21 protein-coding genes, 1 pseudogene and 1 other annotated feature are annotated in these 25,320 nt (G+C 52.3%); of the genes and pseudogenes, 14 read left to right on the top strand and 8 right to left on the bottom strand.

Translation table 11 applies throughout. The features are described 5' to 3' along the window. Nucleotides 1-36: 36 nt before the first annotated feature. Both BS640_RS06155 and BS640_RS06150 read right to left on the bottom strand, forming a co-directional pair. On the bottom strand, nucleotides 37-615 hold the full coding sequence (locus BS640_RS06155; protein WP_038327812.1) for a C40 family peptidase: 579 nt from the start codon (nucleotides 613-615) through the stop codon (nucleotides 37-39). Nucleotides 616-788: 173 nt separating this feature from the next. Then, nucleotides 789-1,853, bottom strand: a complete 1,065-nt coding sequence (locus tag BS640_RS06150; RefSeq protein WP_084912185.1) for a LacI family DNA-binding transcriptional regulator — start codon at nucleotides 1,851-1,853, stop codon at nucleotides 789-791. 202 nt (nucleotides 1,854-2,055) lie between these two features. Between BS640_RS06150 and BS640_RS06145 the strand changes: the two genes are divergently transcribed. The 4 genes from BS640_RS06145 (at nucleotide 2,056) to BS640_RS06130 (ending at nucleotide 5,747) form a co-directional block, all read left to right on the top strand. After that, the gene (locus BS640_RS06145) at nucleotides 2,056-2,883 is read left to right on the top strand and encodes an ABC transporter substrate-binding protein (RefSeq protein WP_017490950.1); all 828 of its coding nucleotides are present in this window, start codon (nucleotides 2,056-2,058) and stop codon (nucleotides 2,881-2,883) included. A 75-nt stretch (nucleotides 2,884-2,958) separates the two neighbouring features. Beyond that, a complete protein-coding gene (locus BS640_RS06140; RefSeq protein ID WP_084912184.1) occupies nucleotides 2,959-3,777 on the top strand; it encodes an amino acid ABC transporter permease in 819 nt (272 codons plus the stop codon). 3 nt (nucleotides 3,778-3,780) lie between these two features. Continuing rightward, entirely contained in the window at nucleotides 3,781-4,554 is a 774-nt protein-coding gene (locus BS640_RS06135; protein WP_017490952.1) for an amino acid ABC transporter ATP-binding protein, read from the top strand. Nucleotides 4,555-4,616: 62 nt separating this feature from the next. Continuing rightward, nucleotides 4,617-5,747: an NAD(P)/FAD-dependent oxidoreductase gene (locus BS640_RS06130; RefSeq protein ID WP_084912183.1), complete on the top strand. Its 1,131-nt coding sequence runs from the start codon at nucleotides 4,617-4,619 to the stop codon at nucleotides 5,745-5,747. Between the two features lie 11 nt (nucleotides 5,748-5,758). Here the strand turns inward: BS640_RS06130 and BS640_RS06125 are convergent, their stop codons facing one another. Further along, nucleotides 5,759-6,535 (bottom strand): ABC transporter ATP-binding protein, encoded by a 777-nt coding sequence (locus BS640_RS06125; RefSeq protein WP_026110404.1) that lies wholly within the window; start codon nucleotides 6,533-6,535, stop codon nucleotides 5,759-5,761. Between the two features lie 113 nt (nucleotides 6,536-6,648). Next, complete coding sequence (locus tag BS640_RS06120; protein WP_017490955.1) at nucleotides 6,649-7,482, bottom strand: SDR family oxidoreductase; 834 nt, start codon at nucleotides 7,480-7,482, stop codon at nucleotides 6,649-6,651. 344 nt (nucleotides 7,483-7,826) lie between these two features. Beyond that, nucleotides 7,827-7,952 (top strand) — a sequence feature (His leader region). 54 nt (nucleotides 7,953-8,006) lie between these two features. Between BS640_RS06120 and hisG the strand changes: the two genes are divergently transcribed. From hisG to BS640_RS06075, 10 genes and pseudogenes are all read left to right on the top strand, one after another. Beyond that, on the top strand, nucleotides 8,007-8,906 hold the full coding sequence (gene hisG / locus BS640_RS06115) for an ATP phosphoribosyltransferase (RefSeq protein ID WP_017490956.1): 900 nt from the start codon (nucleotides 8,007-8,009) through the stop codon (nucleotides 8,904-8,906). Between the two features lie 4 nt (nucleotides 8,907-8,910). Further along, entirely contained in the window at nucleotides 8,911-10,224 is a 1,314-nt protein-coding gene (gene hisD, locus BS640_RS06110) for a histidinol dehydrogenase (protein ID WP_017490957.1), read from the top strand. Next, nucleotides 10,224-11,357: a histidinol-phosphate transaminase gene (hisC, locus tag BS640_RS06105; protein ID WP_084912182.1), complete on the top strand. Its 1,134-nt coding sequence runs from the start codon at nucleotides 10,224-10,226 to the stop codon at nucleotides 11,355-11,357. The genes hisD and hisC overlap by 1 nt, the downstream gene beginning before the upstream one ends. 11 nt (nucleotides 11,358-11,368) lie before the next feature. Continuing rightward, nucleotides 11,369-12,436, top strand: coding sequence for a bifunctional histidinol-phosphatase/imidazoleglycerol-phosphate dehydratase HisB (gene hisB / locus BS640_RS06100; protein ID WP_084912208.1), 1,068 nt, complete (start codon nucleotides 11,369-11,371; stop codon nucleotides 12,434-12,436). Continuing rightward, nucleotides 12,436-13,026, top strand: a complete 591-nt coding sequence (hisH, locus tag BS640_RS06095) for an imidazole glycerol phosphate synthase subunit HisH (RefSeq protein WP_017490002.1) — start codon at nucleotides 12,436-12,438, stop codon at nucleotides 13,024-13,026. The genes hisB and hisH overlap by 1 nt, the downstream gene beginning before the upstream one ends. Before the next feature lie 5 nt (nucleotides 13,027-13,031). Next, nucleotides 13,032-13,769 (top strand): 1-(5-phosphoribosyl)-5-[(5-phosphoribosylamino)methylideneamino]imidazole-4-carboxamide isomerase, encoded by a 738-nt coding sequence (gene hisA, locus BS640_RS06090; protein ID WP_084912181.1) that lies wholly within the window; start codon nucleotides 13,032-13,034, stop codon nucleotides 13,767-13,769. Beyond that, on the top strand, nucleotides 13,751-14,524 hold the full coding sequence (gene hisF, locus BS640_RS06085; protein ID WP_017490004.1) for an imidazole glycerol phosphate synthase subunit HisF: 774 nt from the start codon (nucleotides 13,751-13,753) through the stop codon (nucleotides 14,522-14,524). Before hisA ends, hisF begins: the two co-directional genes overlap by 19 nt. Before the next feature lie 38 nt (nucleotides 14,525-14,562). After that, the gene (gene hisIE / locus BS640_RS06080) at nucleotides 14,563-15,177 is read left to right on the top strand and encodes a bifunctional phosphoribosyl-AMP cyclohydrolase/phosphoribosyl-ATP diphosphatase HisIE (RefSeq protein WP_084912207.1); all 615 of its coding nucleotides are present in this window, start codon (nucleotides 14,563-14,565) and stop codon (nucleotides 15,175-15,177) included. Nucleotides 15,178-15,392: 215 nt separating this feature from the next. Further along, nucleotides 15,393-15,554 (top strand): annotated as a pseudogene (locus BS640_RS21885) (glycosyltransferase family 9 protein); the annotation flags it as partial. Nucleotides 15,555-15,665: 111 nt separating this feature from the next. Next, nucleotides 15,666-17,186, top strand: coding sequence for a hypothetical protein (locus BS640_RS06075; RefSeq protein WP_084912180.1), 1,521 nt, complete (start codon nucleotides 15,666-15,668; stop codon nucleotides 17,184-17,186). A gap of 302 nt (nucleotides 17,187-17,488) precedes the next feature. On the opposite strand, the gene gndA is transcribed toward BS640_RS06075, so the two are convergent. The 4 genes from gndA to BS640_RS06055 all read right to left on the bottom strand — a co-directional run bounded on the left by gndA (nucleotide 17,489) and on the right by BS640_RS06055 (nucleotide 25,320). Next, nucleotides 17,489-18,898, bottom strand: a complete 1,410-nt coding sequence (gndA, locus tag BS640_RS06070; protein ID WP_017490007.1) for an NADP-dependent phosphogluconate dehydrogenase — start codon at nucleotides 18,896-18,898, stop codon at nucleotides 17,489-17,491. 351 nt (nucleotides 18,899-19,249) lie between these two features. Further along, on the bottom strand, nucleotides 19,250-20,368 hold the full coding sequence (locus BS640_RS06065) for a glycosyltransferase family 4 protein (protein WP_084912179.1): 1,119 nt from the start codon (nucleotides 20,366-20,368) through the stop codon (nucleotides 19,250-19,252). A gap of 7 nt (nucleotides 20,369-20,375) precedes the next feature. Beyond that, nucleotides 20,376-21,509, bottom strand: a complete 1,134-nt coding sequence (locus tag BS640_RS06060; protein ID WP_084912178.1) for a glycosyltransferase family 4 protein — start codon at nucleotides 21,507-21,509, stop codon at nucleotides 20,376-20,378. Between the two features lie 181 nt (nucleotides 21,510-21,690). Further along, nucleotides 21,691-25,320: a glycosyltransferase gene (locus BS640_RS06055; protein ID WP_084912177.1), complete on the bottom strand. Its 3,630-nt coding sequence runs from the start codon at nucleotides 25,318-25,320 to the stop codon at nucleotides 21,691-21,693.

Genomic DNA, 25,320 nt, shown 5'->3' with positions numbered 1-25,320 from the left:
GCTGACAGCAAGGCGGACGTGGGTCGCAGGAAAAACTCAGTTCTTGGCGAGCTGATTTCCTGGCTTATTCTGATTCAGGGTGATGGTGGCGTTATATTCTCGCGGCAGTCTTCTGGCCTCTAAAAATACCGATTTCCAGTAAGGGTTGTCGAGCGAGGAGCGAATAACGCCTTTGCTAACCGAAGCGTGCAGGAATTGCTGATTGGTATCGTAGAAGCCAACGTGCATCTGGTTGCGAATGCGGAAGAACACCAGATCGCCCGGTTCGAGATGCCCCGGAGAAACGCGGGTTCCCATGCGCACCAGCTCGGTGGTGGTCACACGGTCCATTGGAATATTGAATCTGTCTTTGAGTGTTCTCCAGACGAAACCGGAACAATCGACGCCTGACAGCTTGGTGCCACCCCACTCATAGGGCGTTCCCTGCCAGGAGTGCATCTGGTCATGCAGCGCCGCGATAACGGAAATCATATCGGATTCCCGCTCGGCTTCCTGCTGCGTCATGGTGGTATTGGCAGCGGATTGACCGTCCTGACCGTGATTCTTCGAAGAACATCCGGCTAATAGTACAAATGATATACAAGCTATTTTCTTGAATAATTTTGATGATGTCATTTGATGTAAACCGAACAATTGAAATAAGTAATTGAGTTTTATAACCTACATCTCAAAAGCACAAAATGTAGCAAACGGCATTATTACCTTACTTTACTCAAATTTACAGTAATTTACTTAAGTCAGTGCTCAACCCGGCAATAGTTACACAAATCCGGCCGAAATCCGAACAATTAAACCGGTGCGATTGAAAATCTTGGCATAAACGTCGCTTCAAAATCGGGCATGATGCCCGCCTCTTCTCCTCGCAGATCGCAAATAATTCTTCGCGCGGCCTCGCGGCCCATCTCATAGACCGGCTGAGCAATTACCGAGAGCGGCGGCGAGACAATTTCCGTCCACGGGAAATTATCAAACATCACAAACGACAGATCCTGCGGCACGCGTAGCCCTCTGCCGCCCAGCTCACGCAGCAGGCTCATGGCAATGACGCTGTCTGAGGCAATTATCGCCGTTGGCGGCTGCAGAGCATTAAACAGCCGCTCGACGATAGCGGCTATCGCCTGGTCGCTGCTGGCGTTACCGACAATCGACGCCGGGTCTACACTGAGGCCGCGTTGGGAGAATGCCCGTTCGATACCGGCAACACGCTGCGCCACCGGCGTGACGCCCAACCCTTTGGTCGGCGAATATGGCGGTTCGAAGGTCATGCTGGTCAGATAGCTGATGCGTCGATGTCCGGCGTCGAGCAACGACAGCGTCGCCTGCTGCGCGGTCGACGTAAAGTCGAGGCCAATCACCTCGACGTTTAACTCGGGCACGGCGCGGTCGAACAGCTTGAGTGCTCTGCCGTCGGCGAGGATTTGCGCCAGATGGGCGTTATCTTCAGGCAACGACGAGCACGGCGCGATGATGATACCGTCGACCTGCTTTTCGAGCATCACCCTGACCGCGTCCTGCTCCACCGCTAGCGTCTCGTCACTGTTGCTCAGCAACAGGTGATACCCCGCCTGCCGAGCGACGTCTGAGATACCGCGCAGCGCCAGACCAAAGTGCGGGTTCTCGATATCACCCACAATCACGCCTAGCGTATTTGAACGGCCGGTGTTCATGCTGCGTGCCAGTTCGTTGGGCCGATAGCTCAACCTCTGCGCCGCCGCCCTAACCCGCGTTAATACCTCTTCACTCACAGAGCCATAACCGCCCAGTGCGCGCGCCGCCTGGGCCTTTGAAACCTGCGCCTCGCGGGCGACGTCGGCCACCGTTGGGGCCTTGATTCGTGCGTTGCCAATAGTCATAAGTTATTCGTATCACAGCTTTCGTTAAGGGCGATTGACGTTTAGATAATCACGTTGCTAGTATCATTGTAACTGATTTGAGACCGGTCTCACAATGATTGAACTCCCTAATCAGCCCCTGCATTGAGACCGGTCTCTAAAAAATACAAAAGATCCTGGCTCAATAGTCGTTGATGTTAAATACAACAAAAACGGACGCACTATGAAATCGCAAAAGACCCTGATTAAACTGGCCACCGTGCTTTTTGCTTCGCTCTCACTCTTTTCTCTTTCGTCCCCGCTGGCCAACGCCGCGGGCCAGCAGGAAAACCCTTATGGGTTAATCGAACCGGGCGAGCTGCGCGTTGCCAGCCTCGGCGACGCCAAGCCTTATACCTTTACTGACGCCTCCGGCAATTTCACCGGTTTTGACGTCGAGTTCTTCACCGACGTTGCGCACCGACTCGGCATCAATAAGGTGGTGTTTATCGGCCAAGACTTCGCCGGCATCCTGCCTTCGGTCGCAAACGGACGCTATGACGCAGGCGTCGCGGCGATAGGTATCACCCCGGCTCGTGAAAAAACCGTCGATTTCTCAAGCGGCTATCTCGCCGGTTATCTGACGGTACTGACGCGTAAAGACACCGGCGTCACCGACGTCAATTCGCTGGCAAAACACCGTCTCGCGGTGGTGCAGGGGACTTTGCAGGAAAACTACGCGATGCAGCATTTCACCCAAACTGACCTGGTGCGCTTCCCCGATAACAATGCGGCCATCTCTGCGCTGAACAACGGCACGGTTGACGCCGACTTCCTCGATTATGAGGCGGCCAAAGACTACGCCGCCCGCTTCAATCTGGTTCACGCTGCCGATATCCCGTCCTTTGACGCGCCAGCTGGCGTTGCTATCGCCAAGGGAAAACCCGCGTTTAAAGCCGCCCTGGATAAGGCGATTCAGGCCTCGATGCAGGATGGCACCTGGAAGAAGCTCTACCAGAAATGGTTCCCAGGCTCGCCAATGCCAAAGCAGTATCTGCCGCATTCAAGCTGATGTTCCCTGCTCGTCGTCTGTCTGTTTACCCCGCGGTGAGGGCAGCCTCACCCCGTTAAAAGTGCGAGGTATTGTATGAGCCTGTTCGAAATGCTTCACCGGACATTCTTCGATTTTAATTCGATGGCCGAAGTCCTGCCGCAGCTGCTGAAAGTCGGGCTGATGAATACGTTGATCATCTCGATTGCGGCGACGCTGCTTGGCACCACGCTCGGGCTGATTCTGGCGCTGATGGGCATCTCGCCCACGCGCTGGCTGCGTGTGCCATCGCGCGTCTATACCGACCTGTTTCGCGGCCTGCCGTCTATACTGACCATTCTGCTGATAGGTCAGGGGCTAGCGCGCTACAGCTATGAACTTTTCGGTCCGTCGCCCTATCCGCTCGGTATTTTTGCCCTGAGCCTGATAGCCAGTGCCTATATGGGGGAGATCTTTCGTGCGGGTATCCAGAGCGTTGAAAAGGGTCAGCTCGAGGCCTGCCGTGCGCTGGGAATGAGCTACGGTCGCGCAATGCGCTTAGTGATTGTGCCACAGGGGATCCGCCGCGTGCTTCCTGCGTTGGTTAATCAGTTCATTGCCATCATCAAAGACTCTTCGCTGGTCTATCTGCTCGGGCTGATGGTCAACGAGCGCGAACTTTTTCGCGTCGGGCAAGATACCGCGGTGCTCACCGGCAACCTTTCTCCTCTGATGCTCGCAGGGCTTTTTTATCTGATAATCACCGTGCCAATGACCCATCTGGTCAACTATGTTGACCAACGCTTCCGCACCGGCCGTCGCAAAATGACGCGCCCGGTCAGCAGTCTGAAAGAGGTCGATGAGCTGCAAAAACTTAATCCTCGCACCGTTGCCACCGGCGGCAGTGCCCCCTTAACCACCGAACGGGGACAATAATCCATGACGCTTGCTGCCCCTAATATTGACCGCGCCGCCACACCGTCGTTTCACGGCGCTAGCGTGGAAATTCGCGATTTAACGCTGGCGTTCGGCGACATTCAGGTGCTGCGCAAGGTCTCGCTCAACGTCGCGCCGGGCACCACCACTTGTATCATCGGGCCGTCAGGCTCAGGGAAGTCGACCCTGCTGCGCGGTATTAATCGCCTGCATGAACCGCAGTCCGGTGACGTGCTGGTGTCGGGTCGCTCGGTGCTGAAAGATAAACCTGACGCCCTGCGTCTGCGCATCGGCATGGTGTTTCAGCATTTCAACCTGTTCCCCGACCATACGGCGCTGGAAAACGTGGCGATGGCACCGTGGAAAATCAAGAAACTGTCCAAGTCTGAGGCCTACCGCCTGGCCGCCGAGCGGCTGAAAGAGGTCGGCCTAGAGCAGCGAGCGGAGCACCGTCCGCGCTATCTGTCCGGCGGTCAACAACAGCGCGTCGCCATCGCGCGGGCCTTGGCTATGGACCCTGAAGTCATGCTGTTTGACGAAGCGACCTCGGCGCTTGACCCCGAACTGGTCAAAGGCGTGCTGAACCTGATGGCCGACCTCTGTCGCCGTGGCATGACCATGATAGTCGTCACCCATGAGATGGGATTTGCTCGCAAAGTGGCGGATCAGGTGATTTTTATGGATGAGGGGGAAATTGTCGAGGCGGGCACCCCAGAACAGATTTTCGATAACCCGCAGTCCGCGCGACTGCGGCGCTTTTTGTCTGAAGTGCTGTGAGGCCCAACGACTCGCCGCACCACCGAATACCTTTTATGATGACTCAAGAGAAGGAAAACAAAATGTCTTCATCCACTGAACACGCAACGAAAACCGTCGCCGTGATAGGCGCGGGTATCATCGGTATCTCCAGCGCCGTGCATTTGCTGCGTCGCGGCCAACAGGTCACGCTGTTTACCGAGGCGGAGCTGGTGTCCGGTGCATCGGGCCGGTCGCTCTCATGGCTGAACTCTGCCGCCGACCGCACGCGGGAATATCATGCACTGCGTATGGCGGGCATCGACCGCTACCGCACGCTGTTTGCACAGGACTCCTCTCGTGACTGGCTGCGTTTCGACGGTGGCCTGTACTGGGGGGAAGACAAAGCTGCCGAAACGCTGACGCGCCACGCCTATGAATTCGCTCACGGGTATGATTCGCACCTCACGGGTCTGGCGTCGGTCAGTCAAATTGACCCTCAAGTCAGGGCCGAAGCCGTCGCTGAAAGCGCACTGTTTAATCCGGGTGAAGGCTGGGTCAGCCTGCCACACCTCGCCAATTATCTGATGGCCGAGTTTCACCGCCTCGGGGGACAGCTTTATGAATATGCGGGCAAAACCTCGGTCATCACCGATGCCAGCGGTAAGGCCGTCGGCGTGAAAACTGGTAACGGCGAAACCTTCAGCGCAGACAGAGTGCTGGTGGCCTGTGGCCCGCAAACGCCCGAAGTGGTTGCGCCGCTGGGTGTCACTATCCCCAACGGCTCCCCCTTATCGATGCTGGTCATCACTCAGCCGGTCGAAAACAGCGTGAAAGTGGTGCTAAACACGCCACGAGTTGCGGTTCGTCCGAATCCGGGGAAAACCCTGGCGCTGGACCATGACTGGTATGAGTCGGCCATTACCCGCAGCGCGGCGGGCGAGTACAGCATTCCCGAAACCGTGGTTGATGAATTGGTGGCCGAGGCGGCGAAAGTGCTCGAAGGCGCAGAATCACTGAAGGCAGCGAGCTGGAAAATCGGGCTGAAACCTGTTCCCGGTGACGGCGAGCCGGTGCTGGGCGAGCTGCAAAGCGTGCCAGGCTGCTACGTGGCGTTTACCCATTCCGGCGCCACGCTGGCGCTTATCGTCGGCGAACTGTTGGCCAGCGAAATTGCCAGCGGCGAAAAACATCCGATGCTGGCCACATTCCGCCCCGAGCGTTTCACTGCCTGAGTGATTTCTCGCTAGGCAGGCTGGTGATGACTTGATATAAATTGCTGAAAACGCGGGGATCCCTGCTCGCCAAACAGGTCGTGCGGGGTTCCCTGACAGTCGATTTCACCCTGATGCAAGAACACCACCCGATTGGAGACGCGGCGGGCAAAGACCATCTCATGGGTGACCACCAGCATGGTCCTCCCCTCCTCTGCCAGACTCTGCATCACCTTCAAGACCTCCCCCACCAGCTCTGGATCCAGTGCCGAGGTGGGTTCATCAAACAGCATCACCTCAGGGTCCATGGCCAACGCGCGGGCGATCGCCACCCGCTGCTTCTGTCCACCCGAAAGCTGTGACGGATAGAAGTCCTTACGCTCATACAACCCGACGCGGGCCAGCAGTGATTCGGCTTTCTCGATGCAGGCTTTGCGGCTTTTCTTCTGCACGTAGCGTGGCCCTTCCATCACGTTTTCCAGCACGTTCATGTGTGACCAGAGATTGAAGTCCTGAAACACCATGCCGAGTCGCGTACGTATCCGTTCCACCTGTTTGCGGCTGGCAGGCTGCGGATTGCCCCTGGCGTCAGGCTTCATCAGGAGTGTTTCACCGCCGACCGCCACGGTGCCGGAGTCCGGCGTTTCAAGCAGGTTGATGCAGCGCAGGAAGGTGCTTTTGCCTGAACCACTGGCCCCCAAAATGGAGATAACCTCGCCCTGCCGTGCGTCAAGTGAGATACCTTTCAGCACCTCATGCTCGCCGAAGGATTTGCGGATATCGATCATCGATAGCGTGATAGGTTGCATTATTGGCGCAGACTCCTGTGAAAATCTTTCCGTGGGGTTTCAGGACAAGATTATGCAAGAACAGCGCCAATCCCCTCGACCTTGGGTAAATCACGTCGAGGGCGGCGAGAGCGTTAGTTGAGCGGCATGCGCTCAGGGTCAGGATACTGGTACTCGAAGCCGAGCTCTTTCACGATGCGGCTACCGTCAACCAGCTTACCCGCCGAATCTTCAGGCTCGGGGGCGAACGTCGGTTCGGGAAGCCCCAACTGGCGCGCTAACAGCGGATAAAACTGCTGTTTAGCCGGATGTGCAGGCGCGCAAAGGTTAAAGGTGTGACCGCCGCGTGGCAGGCTCAGCAACAGCTGAATGGCAGAGACCACGTCGTCCTGATGCACCAGATTAACGCCATGATTTGCACCTTTAACGTCTTTCTTGCCCGCCAGGAAACGGCCCGGATGACGGTCGGCCCCAACCAGTCCGGCGAGGCGCAGCACGTCAACGGAAGTGTTCGGCAACTGATGGAACCACTCCTCCAGCTCTTTGAGCACCTTGCCCGCTGGCGTGACGGGATTCAGCGGCGAGTTTTCGCGCACAGTGCCTGTCCCCTCGCCATAAATTGAGGTCGAGCTGGTAAAGATAATGCGCGGTACGGCGTGCGCCAGTGCGCTATCAACCAGCATCTGCACCGCCTGAAAATAGAGCTCGCTCCCTTCCACCGTGCGCCTTGCAGGCAGGGTAATCACCAGCGCATCGACGTTGAGCAGCACATCCAGGTCGTCAGCGTCGCACTCCAGCGTCATCTCGGGCGTGAAGGTCATTTGGTAGCATTCGATGCCGCTCATACGGGCGGCCTCAACGCCGTCACGCGTGGTTTTGCTGCCAACAACCTGGTATCCCCTGGCGCTTAGGGCAATGGCCAGCGGCATACCTAGCCAGCCTAAACCAATTATTGATACCTTCTTCATTTTGTTCTCCAATACCTACCCGCTTTTAATAAAGCTACGTCATTTAGTTTAGCAGGCTACCTCCGCCACCTCTCTTAAACAACGGCTTATTATGTAATGATTTTCAACAGATTGTCAGAACGCGAGCGTGTTGCGCCTGTCCGGTCTTCTATACAATCGATTCATGCTTATCATTACATGGCCAATAATATTAAAATTATTCATCAGCAGAAAAAAAGGTTGCGCGTCAGAGCACGGTGGTTTAGGTTAATTGGCAACAGATTTAGAACCTATGGCTGATAACAGCGGTAGGCAACAAAACGCTTAGAAGAGAACAAGACAATGCTGAACATTCTGATCAACCACCATCACCACCATCATCCTGACTAGTCTTTCAGGCAGATTGGTGCTGGAAGACTTTTAAGATCTTCCAGTGGCGCGCAGAATGTAGCAGAGAGCCCTCGGAAGATTTCTTCCGGGGGTTTTTTTTTACCCTAAGAAATTTAAAAACGAATTAAATCATAAATTTAAAGACAGAGGTCATCATGCTGGACAAAAACCGTTTACGTATCGCAATGCAGAAATCCGGTCGCCTGAGCGACGATTCACGTGAGCTGCTTGCACGCTGCGGCATTAAAATTAATCTGCAAGAGCAGCGTCTGATTGCCTTCGCCGAGAACATGGAAATCGACATTCTGCGCGTTCGTGATGACGATATCCCAGGACTGGTGATGGACGGTGTGGTTGACCTCGGTATTATCGGTGAGAACGTGCTGGAAGAAGAGCTGCTGAGCCGCCGTGCTCAGGGTGAAGACCCACGTTATTTCACGCTGCGTCGTCTCGATTTCGGCGGTTGCCGTCTGTCGCTGGCAACGCCACTGGACTTTGATTATCAGGGGCCACAGAGCCTGGGTAACAAACGTATCGCCACCTCTTATCCACACATCCTCAAGCAGTATTTCGACAAAAAGAATCTCGACTTCAAGTCTTGCCTGCTGAACGGCTCCGTTGAAGTCGCACCGCGTGCCGGTCTGGCCGACGCCATCTGTGACCTGGTTTCTACCGGCGCAACGCTTGAAGCCAACGGCCTGAAAGAAGACGAAGTCATCTACCGTTCCAAAGCCTGTCTTATCCAGCGTGACGGAGAGATGCCGCAGTCCAAACAGCTGCTGATCGACAAACTGATGACCCGTATTCAGGGCGTGATTCAGGCACGTGAATCCAAATACATCATGCTGCACGCGCCGAGCGAGCGTCTGGACGAAATAATCGCCCTGCTGCCGGGCGCCGAGCGTCCGACCATTCTGCCACTGGCTAACGACAAACAGCGCGTTGCGATGCATATGGTGAGCAGCGAGACCCTGTTCTGGGAAACCATGGAAAAACTGAAAGCGCTGGGTGCCAGTTCGATTCTGGTGCTGCCAATTGAAAAAATGATGGAGTAAGGCGATGCAATCCAACGGATTTTCTACCCCAATCGACTGGCAACAGTGTGATGAAAAGCAGCGCAGCGAACTCCTCACTCGCCCTGCTATCGCAGCTTCAGGCAGCATTACCGAGACCGTCACCGAGATCCTGACTCGGGTACGTAATGAAGGCGACGTTGCGCTGCGTGAATACTGCGCGCGCTTCGATAAAACCGACGTGGACCAGATTCGTGTCACCGCCGAGCAAATTGAACAGGCGTCAGCGCGTCTGGGCGACGATGTTAAGCAGGCAATGGCCAACGCAGTTCGCAACATTGAGACATTCCACGTCGCACAGAAATTGCCGAAGGTGGATATTGAAACTCAGCCCGGCGTACGCTGCCAGCAGATTACACGTCCTATTGCTTCCGTCGGCCTGTACATTCCGGGCGGATCGGCGCCGCTGCCTTCTACGGTGCTGATGCTGGCAACCCCGGCACGCATCGCGCAGTGCAATAAAGTTATCCTTTGCTCGCCGCCGCCGATTGCCGATGAGATTTTGTATGCCGCCAAGCTGTGCGGCGTTACCGAGGTCTATCAGCTCGGTGGAGCACAGGCGATTGCCGCGATGGCGTTCGGCACAGAGAGCGTGCCGAAAGTGGCTAAAATTTTTGGACCGGGCAACGCTTTCGTGACCGAGGCCAAGCGTCAGGTCAGCCAGAGCCTGAACGGCGCAGCTATCGATATGCCTGCCGGTCCTTCAGAGGTGTTAGTGATTGCAGATTCTGGCGCAACGCCTGATTTCGTCGCCTCTGACCTGTTGTCGCAGGCGGAACACGGCCCAGATTCGCAGGTGATATTGCTGACGCCAGACGCCGAGATGGCAGCAGCCGTTGCGGTAGCCGTCGAGAACCAGCTGCAAACGCTGTCGCGCAGCGAGATTGCCCGCAAGGCGCTCGCCAGCAGCCGTCTTATTGTGGCAAAAGATTTGGCACAGTGCGTTGAAATCAGCAACGCCTACGGCCCTGAGCACCTTATTCTGCAAACCCGTGAGCCTGAAGCACTGGTTGACAGCATCACCAGCGCGGGTTCGGTATTCCTCGGTGACTGGTCACCCGAATCTGCGGGCGACTACGCCTCAGGTACCAACCACGTATTGCCGACCTATGGTTATACCGCGACCTGTTCAAGCCTGGGTCTCGCCGATTTCCAGAAGCGCATGACGGTACAACAGCTGACTCCGGCAGGCCTGCTGGCGCTGGCTCCGACGATTGAAACCCTGGCTCAGGCCGAGCAGCTGACCGCGCACAAGAATGCGGTTACCCTGCGCGTTGCCGCCCTGATGGAGCGTAAATAATGAGTGAGACTTCGAAGCAAAACGTTTCAGTCGTTGGACTGGCGCGTGAAAATGTTCAGCAGCTGACCCCTTATCAGTCTGCTCGCCGTCTGGGCGGTAACGGTGACGTTTGGCTCAATGCCAACGAATATGCGCTGGCCCCGCATTTTGAACTGACCGCACAAACGTTCAACCGCTACCCAGAATGCCAACCGAAGGACGTGGTTCGCCGCTACGCCGCGTATGCGGGCGTGCAGCCTGAGCAGGTTCTGGTCTGCCGCGGTGCCGACGAAAGTATTGAACTGTTGATCCGCGCCTTCTGCGAGCCAGGTAAAGACGCCATCCTTTATTGCCCGCCAACCTACGGCATGTACAGCGTCAGCGCCGAGACGTTCGGCGTTGAGGGCCGTACCGTGATGGCGAAAGAGGACTGGCAGCTGGACCTCCCGGCTATCGAGCAGGCACTGGACGGCGTGAAGCTGGTCTACGTGTGCAGCCCGAATAACCCGACCGGCAATCTGATTAATCCAGAAGACATTCGCAGCCTGCTGGAAACGACGCGCGGCAAGGCTGTCGTGGCCGTCGATGAGGCATATATCGAGTTTTGCCCGCAGGCGACCGTGGCCGGCTGGCTGAAAGACTATCCGCACCTCGCTATCCTGCGTACGCTGTCAAAAGCCTTTGCCTTGGCAGGCCTGCGCTGTGGCTTTACGCTGGCTAACTCTGAACTGATTGACGTATTAATGAAGGTTATCGCGCCTTATCCGCTGTCTACGCCGGTCGCCGACATCGCCGCGCAGGCGTTGAGCGAGCAGGGCCTGGCGTTGATGCGCAAGCGCGTGGCGGAGGTGAGCGAGACCCGTGAATGGCTTCGTCAGCAGCTTGAGCAGTGCGACTGCGTCGAGCAGGTGTTTACCAGCGAGAGCAACTATCTTCTGGCGCGCTTTACTGCCTCCAGCAGCGTCTTTAAAACGCTTTGGGATCAAGGTATTATCCTACGCGACCAGAATAAGCAACCGGGACTTTCGGGCTGCTTGCGTATTACTATCGGCACCCGTCAAGAGTGCCAGCGCGTCATTGACGCCTTACGTCCATTACCGGGCGCGACTTCAACCGTTCGTGAAACAAGCAGCGCCAGCAAGGAGCCAATGTGAGCCAGACCCCTGTGAGTCAAAAAGTTCTCTTTATCGATCGCGACGGTACGCTGATTTCCGAGCCACCGGAAGATTTTCAGGTCGACCGACTGGATAAGCTGGCCTTTGAGCCGGGCGTGATCCCTGCCCTGCTTGCATTGCAGTCCGCCGATTTCAAGCTGGTGATGATAACCAATCAGGACGGGCTGGGCACCGCGAGCTTCCCGCAGGAAACCTTCGACCCGCCGCACAACCTGATGATGCAGGTGCTGACCTCGCAGGGCGTGGTATTCGACGAGGTGCTTATCTGCCCTCACCTGCCCGCCGACAACTGCGACTGCCGCAAGCCGAAAACGCGTCTGGTGCAGCGGTACCTCGAGAACGGCGTGCTGGACACGGCGAACAGCTACGTTATCGGCGACCGTGAGACCGATATCCAGCTGGCGCGTAATATGGGCATCACCGGTCTACGCTATGAGCGCGACGGCCTCGGATGGGCCGCTATCACCGAGCAACTTACCCGACGTGACCGCCACGCGCGCGTCAACCGCGTGACCCGTGAAACGGCTATCGATGTTGAAGTCTGGCTCGACCGCGAAGGCGGCAGCAAAATCAAGACTGGCGTTGGCTTCTTTGACCACATGCTGGATCAGATTGCGACCCACGGCGGTTTTCGTATGAACATCGACGTGAAGGGCGATCTGTATATCGACGATCACCACACCGTGGAAGATACCGGTCTGGCGCTCGGTGAGGCGCTGCACAAGGCGTTGGGCGACAAGCGCGGGATTGGCCGTTTTGGCTTCGTGCTGCCGATGGACGAATGCCTGGCGCGCTGCGCGCTGGACATCTCCGGCCGTCCACACCTCGAGTACAAGGCAGAATTCAACTATCAGCGCGTGGGTGACCTGAGCACCGAGATGGTCGAGCACTTCTTTAGCTCTCTTTCTTACACGATGGGCTGCACGCTGCACCTTAAAACCAAGGGCAAAAACGACCACCACCGGGTAGAGAGCCTGTTTAAAGCCTTTGGCCGCACGCTGCGTCAGGCCATTCGTGTCGACGGCAATACCCTGCCGAGCTCTAAAGGAGTGCTTTAATGGACGTGGTTATCCTTGATACTGGCTGTGCCAACCTGTTTTCCGTCAAGGCTGCCGTAAAACGACTGGGCTATGAGCCGGTCGTCAGCCGCGACGCCGACATCGTTCTTAAGGCCGACAAACTGTTTCTGCCGGGCGTCGGTACCGCACAGGCGGCGATGGAACAGATTCAGCAACGTGACCTGATAGAGCTTATCAAGGCCTGTACTCAGCCGGTGCTGGGTATCTGCCTCGGCATGCAGTTGCTGGCTTCAAGCAGCGAAGAGAGCGGCGGTGTGCCGATGCTGGATATCGTCGAGACGCCGGTTATCAAGATGCCTGAACGCGGCCTGCCGCTGCCGCACATGGGCTGGAATAAAGTGACGGCGCAGGCCGGACACCACCTGTTCCGCGGCATCGATGAAAATGCCTACTTCTACTTCGTGCACAGCTACGCGATGCCGGTTTGTGAAAACACCATCGCGCAGACGCTGTACGGCGAACCGTTTACCGCCGCCGTGCAGAAAGATAACTTCTTTGGCGTGCAGTTCCACCCCGAGCGCTCGGGTGCCGCAGGCGCGCAGCTGCTGAAAAACTTTTTGGAGATGTAAACAGCATGATTATCCCCGCTTTAGATCTAATCGAAGGCAGCGTGGTGCGTTTGCATCAAGGCGACTATGGACAGCAGCGTGATTACGGTAATTCCCCTCTGCCGCGTTTGCAGGATTATCAGGCTCAGGGTGCCGAAGTGCTGCACCTCGTTGACCTGACCGGTGCAAAAGACCCGGCAGCGCGTCAGATCCCGCTGCTTAAGCAGCTGGTTGCTGGCGTGAGCGTTCCCGTGCAGGTAGGCGGCGGTATTCGTACCGAGCAAGACGTTGAAGCCTTGCTGGAAGCCGGTGTCTCCCGCGTGGTGGTCGGCTCGACGGCGGTGAAAAACCCGGAGCAGGTTCAGCAGTGGTTTACGCGTTTTGGCGCCGATGCGCTGGTGTTGGCGTTGGACGTGCGCATCGACGACGCAGGCAATAAACACGTTGCGGTAAGCGGCTGGCAGGAGAACTCAGACTCGACGCTGGAACAAGTTGTCGAACAGTTCCTGCCGTTTGGCCTGAAGCACGTACTCTGCACCGACATTTCCCGCGACGGCACTCTCGCCGGTTCCAACGTCGAGCTGTATCGCGAAGTCTGCCAACGTTTTCCGCAGGTGGCGTTTCAGGCGTCGGGCGGTATCGGCAGTCTGGACGATATCGCGGCCCTGCGCGGCACTGGCGTAAAAGGTGTGATCGTTGGCCGTGCCCTGCTCGACGGCAAGTTTAACGTAACGGAGGCAATTTCATGCTGGCAAAACGGATAATCCCCTGCCTGGATGTTAAAGATGGTCAGGTTGTGAAAGGCGTACAGTTCCGTAACCATGAAATCATCGGCGATATCGTTCCGCTGGCTAAACGCTATGCCGAAGAAGGCGCGGACGAGCTGGTATTTTATGATATCACCGCCTCCTCCGACGGCCGCGTGGTCGACAAGAGCTGGATTTCTCGCGTTGCTGAAGTGATTGATATTCCTTTCTGCGTCGCGGGCGGAATCAAAAGCATTGAAGACGCGGGTAATATCCTACAGTTCGGTGCCGATAAAATCTCTATAAACTCCCCGGCGCTGGCCGATCCGACACTGATCACTCGCCTTGCCGATCGCTTCGGCGTACAGTGCATCGTGGTCGGTATAGACACCTGGCACGACGCTGAAACCGGCACGTATCAGGTGCATCAATTTACCGGCGACGAAGCGCGCACCAAGGTGACGACCTGGCAGACTATCGACTGGGTAAAAGAAGTACAGCAGCGCGGAGCCGGTGAAATCGTGTTGAACATGATGAACCAGGACGGCGTGCGTAACGGCTACGACCTGCGCCAGCTTAACGCTATTCGTGAAGTCTGCCACGTGCCGCTTATCGCCTCGGGCGGTGCGGGAACCCGTGAACACTTCCTCGACGCCTTCAAACTGGCGAGGGTCGACGGCGCACTCGCTGCTTCCGTGTTCCACAAACAAATAATTAATATCGGTGAGTTAAAACGTTACCTTGCCGAACAAGGCGTGGAGATCCGCTTGTGAGTATTCCAGAACAAGATAAAGAAGTGAAAGCCCCGGTTATTCTGAACGCCGAACAACTCGCCCAGCTTGATTGGGAAAAAACCGACAACATGATGCCCGCTATCGTGCAACACGCCGTTTCGGGTGAAGTGCTGATGATGGGCTACATGAATCAGGAGGCGCTGGACGTCACGCAGTCGAGCGGCAAAGTGACCTTCTTCTCGCGCACCAAACAGCGCCTGTGGACCAAGGGCGAAAGCTCGGGCAACTTCCTTAACGTGGTCAGCATCACGCCGGACTGCGATAACGATTCCCTGCTGATTCTCGTCAATCCGATTGGCCCAACCTGCCATAAGGGCAACAACAGCTGCTTCCACCCTGCCAGCAGCGACTGGGGTTTCCTGTATCAGCTGGAGCAACTGCTGGCGTCGCGTAAAACCGCGAGCCCGGACAGCTCCTACACCGCCAGCCTCTACGCCAGCGGTACCAAGCGTATTGCGCAGAAAGTCGGCGAAGAAGGCGTTGAAACGGCGCTGGCCGCTACGGTGAATGACCGTTTCGAACTTAAGAACGAAGCCTCAGACTTGGTTTATCACCTGCTGGTTCTGCTACAGGATCAGGATCTGGACTTCAGCACGGTTATCAATAACCTGCGCGACCGCCACACCAAGTAACGGACTCTGAGCACAAAAAAGCCGCGCAGACATTAGCTTTACGCGGCTTTTATAATGACGTTGTCGAGCACATTCCTTATTTCCCCCTAAAATAATCTTAACTCAGGTATAAGTTCTTAATAAAAAATATATCATCTTAAAAAAGTGATAATTTACCTGATTTTTTGCGCTGATCTTATTAATTTTTGAGGCTGGCTGCCTGATGCCGTAAAAGGGGGGTAAACCTGGCGGGTACTATTGAGTTGTCCACACTAGCTGCGCTGATTAACCAGGCAAAAGGGTTTATCGATGTAGGTTCATCGCCGATGCCTATGGCCGCCGCGCTGCAAACACACTGCGTCGTGTTTTTTGGCTCCTGTAACCTTGCTCTAAGGTAGGCGGTCGAATTTAAATCATTTAATATCATCGCGCACAGCGAGCAACTGAGTATTCGAGTATTTGTACTCTTAAAATCCATATTGACTCAGACTACCTCATGCATCATTCGAATGAAAAATAAAGAGTTAATCTTAACTGTTATCTGCCTGCTCACCGGCATGGCTGCCAGCATCTGGGTGGTCAATCTCAATTTCCTTGCCGATTCTGATGTGGCTAACTCGCCAACAGTCTGGCATGAGATAACTCAGCACGGCTGGTCAGTCATGAGAAATTGGCGACCAACAATAGATAACTGGTATTTCTCTGCCTACCCGATTCATTTTTTGCTGTTTGAACTCACCGGGGGTACCTCTCCAGAAATATTACGTTGGCTTTCCATTGCGCAGCTGTTTCTTTGCGCCGTGCTGGCAGCGATGATTTGCTATGAACGTAGCAACAATAGCCTGAGCTTTTTGCTAGTGCCATTTTTTTGCGGATTAAGTCATTATGCCCAAGTTTCAGGTTATGTAGCCCATCCTTTCTCGCATAATCTGACCAATCTCTATGGATTGCTGTGCGTTTATCTTTATCTGGTTAACCTTCGGCATCGTAGCCTGCTCATTGATGTTGTGCTCTACCTACTGGTAATCGCTGCTTCCGTTTCCGATCCATGGCTTCTTGCAGCCTTTTATTTGCCGCTGCTGCTGGTGAATTTCTATGAAATCTTTGGCTTGAAGATACGTCCTTTCAAGGGACTGGTTGCCCCCGTTTTAACCGGCATTGTTCTTTTTACCCATAGCGTTGAACGTATTTTTCATTTACCCGTTGCTCACTTTAGCTTAGGTTCTCCCCAACAAATGATCGACAATGCGCGATGGCTTTTGTATGGGCTTGGCGGCATGTTGAACCTGTTCGTCGCTGAGCGTGACAGCCTTTTCATGATTTCTGCTGCCATCGTGCTGGTACTCTACCTGTCCTCCATCAACAAACCTTCACGCATAAGTAATGTAGATTTCCTGATCCTGATGTCAGTATTTGGCATCTCTTCTGCCTTCATACTTAGCAGCACTCCGGGTGCCTATGTAAGCGCACGATTCTTCGTAAACATTGTCTATCTGATCATTAGCGTTATCTTTCTGCATGCAGTCAGCCATCGAAAAATCATGCTGGTGCCGTTGTTAATCTTGATGATTTCAGGCTACGCCTCTAATTTCATTCAGACGCCGCTTAGGGATAGCCCTTCTACCTCCAGCGATATCATCGCGTTTATGCAGGCTCACAATCTTGACTATGGCTATGGTCCATACTGGGGAACCGATGCCTTGGCCACAGGCTGGCGCTCGGATTGGCATCAAATCATCAGGCCTGTAACCTTTGATACTTCAACTGGTTTTATCAACTTCACTGGTAGACCGCAGACTTTCGATAATTGGTACCAGTTTGGGGCGGACAAGGCCTGGAAGCGTCAGTTCGTTGCTATTTACAACGACGGAGAGCAGTGTCGAGATATCACGATTTGTTTAGCAGGGGTTAAAAAACAGTTCGGTCAACCCGATGAAACCTTGCGGTTCAGGGACACCACGTTCTATATATACAATAAAAGCCTGATTGGTGAGTTGAGCGCTATTAATTTGCAAAACAGGGTTCACTAGCGTTTGGCTGACCCTGACCCCGTAGGTGATCCATTCATAATCAGGAATAACCGGCTTCATTCTGGCTGCATATTCTGGCAACCGGCAGATTATTCGGCAAGTTCGGACGGGTCAGCGAGCCCAGTGCAGAATGGGGACGCCTCTGGTTATAGTGTATGGTTACTGAATGGTGCAGGATTTTGGGGTAAGGCCAATACACTGGGTAAAACTCAGCACAAAAAAAACCGCCGAAAATAAATTCTCGGCGGTTTTAATATTTAAATAAACTGTATCTACCAGTTAATTACATCACTCACTAACGATCAGTCCAACCACTCGGTGTGGAACACGCCTTCTTTATCGGTACGCTTGTAAGTATGTGCGCCGAAGTAGTCACGCTGTGCCTGGATCAGGTTAGCTGGCAGAACCGCGCTGCGGTAGCTGTCGTAGTAGTTGATCGCAGCAGAGAAAGTAGGCGTCGGGATACCGTTCTGAACGGCATAGGACACCACGTCACGCAGCGCTTGCTGATATTCGTCAGCGATGTTTTTGAAGTATGGCGCCAACAGCAGGTTTGCAATTGACGCGTTTTCTTCGTAAGCATCGGTAATTTTCTGCAGGAACTGAGCACGGATGATGCAGCCAGCGCGGAAGATTTTGGCGATTTCACCGTAGTGCAGGTTCCAGTTGTTCTCGTCGGAAGCCGCTTTCAGCTGAGAGAAGCCCTGCGCGTAAGAAACGATTTTACCCAGGTACAGAGCACGACGGATTTTTTCGATAAATTCTGCTTTATCGCCCGCAAATGCTTTAACCGCTGGGCCAGTCAGAACTTTAGAAGCCGCAACGCGCTGATCTTTCAGAGAAGACAGGTAACGGGCAAATACAGACTCAGTAATCAAAGTCAGTGGCTCGCCAAGGTCCAGAGAGCTCTGGCTGGTCCACTTACCGGTACCTTTGTTTGCTGCTTCATCAAGAATCACGTCTACCAGGTAGTTACCCGCTTCGTCTTTCTTGGTGAAGATGTCTTTGGTGATGTCAATCAGGTAGCTGCTCAGCTCGCCTTTGTTCCATTCAGCGAAGGTGGTAGCCAGCTCTTCGTTGCTCAGATTCAGAGACTGCTTCAGCAGAGAATAGGCTTCAGCAATCAGCTGCATGTCGCCGTATTCGATACCGTTGTGAACCATTTTAACGTAGTGGCCTGCACCATCAGCACCGATGTAAGCTACGCAAGCGTCGCCATCGTCAGCACGGGCGGCGATCTGCTCGAGGATTGGAGCAACCAGTTCGTAAGCTTCTTTCTGACCACCAGGCATGATGGAAGGACCTTTCAGTGCGCCCTCTTCGCCACCGGAAACGCCGGTACCGATAAAGTTGAAGCCTTGGTCGGAAAGTTCTTTGTTACGACGAATGGTATCTTTATAGAAGGTGTTGCCGCCATCGATGAGGATGTCACCTTTATCAAGGTGTGGTGTGAGGGATGCGATAGTTTTATCGGTCGCTTCACCTGCTTTCACCATCAGCAGAATACGGCGTGGTTTTTCCAGTGACTCAACAAACTCTTCGACTGTGTAGTATGGAACCAGATTTTTACCCGGATTCTCGGCAACGACTTCATCAGTCTTATCGCCAGAACGGTTAAAAATAGCAACGGAATAACCACGGCTTTCAATGTTAAGCGCGAGGTTACGACCCATTACCGCCATACCAACGACGCCGATCTGTTGTTTGGACATTAGCAACTCCTGTCTGAAATAGTTGATAGCTCGGTGGAACTCAAACCCCTGTTCTTAGTAGGTTTATCCTCACCGCGCCATACAAATGAACCCAAGCATTGTACATGAGAATGACTGAGGGTGTACCTATCACAGCTATAACTATCACAACCATTCAAGTGGTCGGTGCAGTTTAGCCTCAGCCACCATGCCGAGCATTTGACACTTTACCGGTAACAACGACGAATTGCAGGTCAAAAAGAGCGAATTTTACGACATTAATCCGGGCTGATGCACGGCGGCTTGTTGTGCGACCCATTTAGCCCAACCTGAGCAAAAGCGGGGGAAATAGGCTATTGGTTAAAATGCAATCTAACGCTTAGCGCTTAAGTCATTATAGATCGCCATATACTTATTAATCATTTGCTCATAGGTAAAGAAATCTTTATACCGCTTGTAAGCATTCTCGCCGAGCTGCGCAGCGAGTTGGCTATTATTTGCCAATAAATCCATAGCGTTTCGTAATGAACCGACGTTATTGGGCTCAATAACGATTCCGGTTTCGTTATGAATATTAATGTAAGTCGTCCCGGTGCCTATTTCGCAAGAAATAAGCGGTTTTCCGAACATCGCACCTTCCAGCAACGAAATACCAAAGGCTTCAGAGCGCAGATGCGACGGAAAGACTAACCCGTGGCACAGCTTTAATAACGCAAACTTATCGGCGTCTTCCAGTGCACCGACAAAAAAGACGTTATCAAGCGCCAGCTCTGCCGCTTGCTGTTTGAGTTCCGCTTCGGCGGGACCACCGCCTACAATCACGATGGGATAACTCGCATTTTTAGCCGCGGCCAATAATATATGCAGTCCCTTATAATAACGAAAGGCGCCGATAAACAGGAAAAATGGCGTAGAAAACTGCTGCGACCAGAAAGCCAGCTTTTCGTCATTCACCGGCGGATAAGATTGCTCATCAATGCCAAATGGAATAACGCTGACTTTGTCTCTGAAACATTGTAATACCGGGCTGGTCTGCACATAATTAGGTGATGAGGCAACAATCCGGCTCACGCTCCCCAAGAATTTGTGCATCAGGGGTTTGTAAAACTTGAGTATATTTTTTTGCTTTACCACATCCGAATGATACGAAACAACCGTAGGCTTTTTCACACCAGCCAAAAAATGTATCAAATCCATAAAAGGGTATGGAAAATGATAATGGATAATATCGGCCTTTTCCGCGAGCTTTTTAAATTTAGTCAACGCATTTAAAGAAAACGGCGTTGAGGCTAACTCGAAAGTAATTTTTGCAGAGGTAATATTATGCTTATGGAAAGAGCTAACGTCAGTGTCCCCGCGCGGGCTTAATACCAGCACCGTGTTTTCAACATTGAAATTCGCCGTACCTTCACTTAGCTGGAAAATAACTTGCTCAATTCCGCCAAAAGAGTCTGGATAGTAAGTTTTATAGAAATGTAATACTTTCAACATAAAGACTCTAAACCTTTTTATAGGCCGCTATTGTTTCTTCTGCACAGCGTGCCCAGGAGAATTTTTTAGCCTGTTTTAAGCCAGTCTCGATTGATAATTGGCGCCACTGATTATCTTCAATACAGCGCTGTATAGCCGCTGTCAGCGCCTCAACATCGAGAGGTTCACATACCAAAGCAGCGTCGCCCACAACCTCGGGTAATGAGGCGGCGTTTGAGCAAACAACAGGGACGCCCGATGCCATAGATTCTAGCACCGGCAGGCCAAATCCTTCATATAAAGACGGAAAGAGGAAAGTATTCGCAGCGGCAAATAATAATGGCAACTCTTTCGAGGCCACATATCCTAAATACTTAATCCACCCTTCGCGTTCGCCACGCTGGAACCTAAGGTGAATGGCCTCACTACTCCAGCCAGAATAACCACACAGTACCAGTGGGTAATGATTTCTAATGGACAGCGGCAATCTTTCATAGGCATCAAGCAGCGTCGCGATATTCTTTCTTGGCTCAATAGTTCCGGTATACAAGCAATATTTACCGTGCTCCAGGCCCAGTTTACGCATCAACTCGGCCGTTTCTTCCGGTTTGCGAACATAAAACTGGCCGCTGCTGGCCAACGGCGTGGCATCGATTTTATCAAGCGGATAGTTGAAATAACTGGCAATTTCCTGACGTGAGAATTCGGAAACGGTCAAAAGTCTCTCTGCACGCTTAAGCGACAGCAGCAGCTCTTTACGCATATATTTTACGCGTTCAGGTGGATGGCATTCAGGCCAGGTAAAAATAGATAAATCATGGAACGTAGTGATAGCATTGCCCACATTTGGCGGCAGATAGTAATTTGGGCAGTGAAAAATGGCATCAGGTGCCTGCTTCAGAGCGCGTGATTTAAGCCAAGGATAGGTATAGCGATAAGCCTCGGTAATCAGCGGATTCTTTTTTAATGCGCTTTGTAACTTTGACTTTAGGGCACCACTTTCTACCGGTACCGGACGCTGGTCAATTAATCTTCGCCCATTTAGATAGCGTAGCGAGCTTATTTCGTCGCTGGTTTCAAGATAATTGGTTAATTCCAGTGCATAGCGCCCTATTCCGGTCAGAGGAAATTTTATACAGTCTGATGAAAATACTAACTTCATTGTTTACACCCATTTGCAATCACAAATAGAAATTATCTGTGAAAGTTCCTGTCTGCTAATGAATAACGCTTATTACCCGTTAACCACAGACATGAATTATTTAGAACCCATGTCTACAGGAAAGTTAAAGCAACATGGGTATTACACCCATGTTGCGTTTTTTAATTCACCGACCCCAGGCCTATTTAAAGACTTTAGCCCTTAACAGGCCGGTACACATATTTTCTAAACGTCTGGCCACAGTATGATAATCATGCTGTTGACGCCATTCGTCAGCACGTTGCTGAGTTTTAATCGCCTCTGGCGATTTTTGATTAATCGCCGAGATGCCCTCAGCGATTTCAGCAACTGAAGTCCCTTTGAATCGGAATACTGCATCCCCAAGATCGTCAAAAATGGCTAAAGGCGTTACCGCTACCGGTTTATGCGTTGCCATTCCGTACCGCACAGCGCCACTGGCAGACTCCCCCGTATTTTGGTAAGCGAAAACCAACACATCAGCATCTGATAACAAACGGAGGCTTTCCTCGTCATCAAGGAAGTCGTTGTACATCTCGACTAAATCCTCAACCCCCAATTTAGACGCTGTGGCTTTAAGTTCTCGCACTAAATCAGCCGATTCGCTAACCGGATATTCGGCATTGACCAGCCTTAGTCGGACGGGTTTCCCTGCTGACTTGAGATAAGCAACGGCCTCAATAAGCTCTTTCAAGCCTTTATGAGGCAGACAGAAACCATAACTTGCGACTAACGGTAGAGCATTAGGCTTAGCGACTTTATCTGCTGATTTTGGATAGCCCAATACGCCGTGTGGGAATAAGGTTACGTTATTGACTATCCCCAACAGTTTTAAACGGTTGATATCGGTTATCGAATGCACAAGCAGGCGATCGCACATTTTTAGCGCATCCGTCATTTCTGACAAACGGAAGTTCCAGTGAGGTTCTTTTTCAGGATCAACTGTCGAATGCATTGCCATAACGATGACTCGCCCGGCATGGTGGTGCTTTTCTATAAATGCAGAAAGCTCGCGATGATTGAAGAATCCGTAGTTGAATTGAATAACCAGAGTATTCAAGCGCAACGCTTCAATTTGTGCATCGAGTGCATCAAGATAGTTGTTTTCTTTTCCAACAACCCAACTTCTCAAAACGTTACTTTCATCCACGCTAACCAAGTCGTTAGCTGCGGGAGCAAAGATAACAACTTGATCGCTTGGCATATCAGCAACCAGGTGCTGGGAATAAGTTGCAATTCCACACTTGGTATTCCAGGTAGACAACCAGCCTATCCGCGTGTCTTCGTGGGCAAGTTCGAAGTTTTTACGAAGATGAGCAACGGCAGAAGTCGAGCGTTGGGCTACATCAGACCATTTAAATTTGGCCATAATAAGCTCACGCCCTTTTAGCGCCATCGCTTTCAGCTTTTCTTCACTAGCTTCTGCCGCGTCTTTCATTGCACGGCCGAGATCATCAACGTTTGCACTGACCCAAGAAGATGAGAAAAGTCCAAAATGGGTTCTGGCACGCTCGAACTTATAGTCCACCAACCATGAATTTTCAGGAGTACAGAAATCGAGCTGGCCGCTCCAGTTAGTGGTGATGGCGGGAAGCCCACTCAACATGGCTTCAGCAACCGGCAGACCAAATCCTTCCGCACAGCTTGGGGCAACTAATACATCACAAAACTCGTACAGCGCTTTGAGATCAGATTCGGCCATATCCTGTTCAATAATGATTACGTCAGGATAATTGACGTTGGCCGCACGTTCCTCAGCCAGCCACTGATGAACTTCATTATGTGGATTAGCGAACGTTTTTATTATTAATGAGACTTCATCGGCCGCAGTAAAGGCTGAGCCGTAGGCAGCCAACATAGCCTGAACCCCTTTGCGAGGGAAACAGGATGAGACATGCAAGAACTTAAATTTTTTAGCCACCAGCTTAGGTGCCGCGCCGCTCTGAATACGATCCCAATGTTCGCATCCGTTACCCACATTAAAGACAGGAATCATCGCGCCATTATCAATCAATACCTTGCGGACATGCTCTGAGGTACACAAAACAGCATCTAATTCACGGTTGAAGTTATTGATCCACTCCTGCGGAAAACCCGTTTCTTCCCAGGCATAGCAGTGCAAAAGTTTTACATCTGCATTTATACCTGAGACGCGAGGTGGGTAAAGATTGCGGCTTAATACGTTAACCGTTCTTGAACCTTGCTTCTCAATCCGTTGGTTGAACTCTTTAAGATCGGCATTGTTCTTGTCATTAATGAAGGTTTCACTGGGTGCAAAATCACCAGGCCCTTCCGTTGAGTGGAGTAATACCTCAACATTGTCCTGACTCAAGGCACGAGCAAACTCTCTGTTCACCAGGGCCAGGCTGTAAGAACTGTCAAATGGACCTTCTACTCGCCAGGATAATTTCTCAATATCGACAGAGTGAAGTTCAATTAATTTCGCGTTGCGGTCAATGGATTCTGCCGTGGCGCGTAGGTCGTTATCAGTAGGTTTTTCGCGGCAGTTGATTGATGAAATAGCCGTCACAAGCTGTGCAGGAGTCACTGTTTCACCAGGAAGCGGGGCAGCATCCGCAACAATCTTTTCAAAACAACCTAAAGCGGTTATTCCTGCGTAATCCCAGGAAAACTTTTTAGCCTGGATAATCGCGTGTTGCTTCAAGCGGGCAAGGAAAGCATCATCACTAAGCGCCTGATGAAGCTTTTCCTTTATTGAATCAACCGAGTAGGGATCGAAAAGTGCATCTTCATACCCAATAACCTCAGGAATACTGGTTACATTGGAACCGATTGTCGCCGCCCCACAGGTCATGGCTTCCAATATTGGCAAACCAAACCCTTCATGCAAAGAGGCAAACACAAATAGCTTAGCCAACTGATATAAAACGACTAAATCATGCTCGGACACATAACCTGTCAAAATCATTTCGTCTTCACGTAACCGAACATTGTTTGCAATAGAGCGCAAACCGATGCGATCGCTATCAGACAACTTACTGACAATAACCAACTGGTGTTTATCACGAATTGCCGGTGATAGCTTGCTGTATGCTTCAATAAGGCGTCTAAAGTTTTTACGCGAGTCGAATCCACCGGGCGCGTAAAGTACGACCTCACGAGTAATTCCATATCGCGCTTTCAGGGTAGTAAATTCGGCGTCAACCACTTCGCTGACAACGAACTGCTCCTCAGTTGCAGCAGAGACAGTATGAACTTTCTCAAAAGGAACATCTAACCACTCAATGGCTTCCGCAGAGGTGTAATCTGAATTAGTTAAAATCAAGTCAGCGTTTTTAAGCCAGTTGATTTTTTTGAGATAATATTCTTTGAAAACATCATCTTGGAGGTAAACATCTGACTGTACCAAAGGGATCAGATCGTGATGAAGAACGGCCACTTTAGTATTTGGAGAAAATTTGGCAATTGACGTCACGGCATTATCGACGTGGCCTTCAAACAGGCTGGTGATAAAGACGATATCAGGGCGCAGATTCTGCAAAAAAGCCTCACGGATATATTCCGCACTTTCGCTACGCCAAGCATTATCTCTTTCTAATGCCCTGACTGGGCCTGGCACATGCCACACCAGGATGTTCTCAGCAGGAAGATATTCACTGAACTGTGTTTTTAAATCAGCAATTGTTTCAGGAAACAATGATGACAAGGTGATAAAAATCTCGTGCTTTGTGTTGTTGCGAATAATCGCCTTTGCAATAGAAAGGGTATAACGGCCAATTCCGCGATAACGGCTTTCTGTCTGTGCCCCTTGCAGGTCAATAACAATGCGCAT

Source organism: Rouxiella badensis (assembly GCF_002093665.1).
In the GTDB taxonomy this organism is placed as follows: domain Bacteria; phylum Pseudomonadota; class Gammaproteobacteria; order Enterobacterales; family Enterobacteriaceae; genus Rouxiella; species Rouxiella badensis.
The sequence above is the reverse complement of the archived record's forward strand: the minus strand, read 5'-3'. Positions and strand labels throughout refer to the sequence as shown.

Excerpts from the sequence above, each read along its gene's own strand:
- BS640_RS06155 (WP_038327812.1), bottom strand. The coding sequence starts at position 615 with ATGACATCATCAAAATTATTCAAGAAAATAGCTTGTATATCATTTGTA.
- BS640_RS06150 (WP_084912185.1), bottom strand. The coding sequence starts at position 1,853 with ATGACTATTGGCAACGCACGAATCAAGGCCCCAACGGTGGCCGACGTC.
- BS640_RS06145 (WP_017490950.1), top strand. The coding sequence starts at position 2,056 with ATGAAATCGCAAAAGACCCTGATTAAACTGGCCACCGTGCTTTTTGCT.
- BS640_RS06140 (WP_084912184.1), top strand. The coding sequence starts at position 2,959 with ATGAGCCTGTTCGAAATGCTTCACCGGACATTCTTCGATTTTAATTCG.
- BS640_RS06135 (WP_017490952.1), top strand. The coding sequence starts at position 3,781 with ATGACGCTTGCTGCCCCTAATATTGACCGCGCCGCCACACCGTCGTTT.
- BS640_RS06130 (WP_084912183.1), top strand. The coding sequence starts at position 4,617 with ATGTCTTCATCCACTGAACACGCAACGAAAACCGTCGCCGTGATAGGC.
- BS640_RS06125 (WP_026110404.1), bottom strand. The coding sequence starts at position 6,535 with ATGCAACCTATCACGCTATCGATGATCGATATCCGCAAATCCTTCGGC.
- BS640_RS06120 (WP_017490955.1), bottom strand. The coding sequence starts at position 7,482 with ATGAAGAAGGTATCAATAATTGGTTTAGGCTGGCTAGGTATGCCGCTG.
- hisG (WP_017490956.1), top strand. The coding sequence starts at position 8,007 with ATGCTGGACAAAAACCGTTTACGTATCGCAATGCAGAAATCCGGTCGC.
- hisD (WP_017490957.1), top strand. The coding sequence starts at position 8,911 with ATGCAATCCAACGGATTTTCTACCCCAATCGACTGGCAACAGTGTGAT.
- hisC (WP_084912182.1), top strand. The coding sequence starts at position 10,224 with ATGAGTGAGACTTCGAAGCAAAACGTTTCAGTCGTTGGACTGGCGCGT.
- hisH (WP_017490002.1), top strand. The coding sequence starts at position 12,436 with ATGGACGTGGTTATCCTTGATACTGGCTGTGCCAACCTGTTTTCCGTC.
- hisA (WP_084912181.1), top strand. The coding sequence starts at position 13,032 with ATGATTATCCCCGCTTTAGATCTAATCGAAGGCAGCGTGGTGCGTTTG.
- hisF (WP_017490004.1), top strand. The coding sequence starts at position 13,751 with ATGCTGGCAAAACGGATAATCCCCTGCCTGGATGTTAAAGATGGTCAG.
- BS640_RS06075 (WP_084912180.1), top strand. The coding sequence starts at position 15,666 with ATGAAAAATAAAGAGTTAATCTTAACTGTTATCTGCCTGCTCACCGGC.
- gndA (WP_017490007.1), bottom strand. The coding sequence starts at position 18,898 with ATGTCCAAACAACAGATCGGCGTCGTTGGTATGGCGGTAATGGGTCGT.
- BS640_RS06065 (WP_084912179.1), bottom strand. The coding sequence starts at position 20,368 with ATGTTGAAAGTATTACATTTCTATAAAACTTACTATCCAGACTCTTTT.
- BS640_RS06060 (WP_084912178.1), bottom strand. The coding sequence starts at position 21,509 with ATGAAGTTAGTATTTTCATCAGACTGTATAAAATTTCCTCTGACCGGA.
- BS640_RS06055 (WP_084912177.1), bottom strand. The coding sequence starts at position 25,320 with ATGCGCATTGTTATTGACCTGCAAGGGGCACAGACAGAAAGCCGTTAT.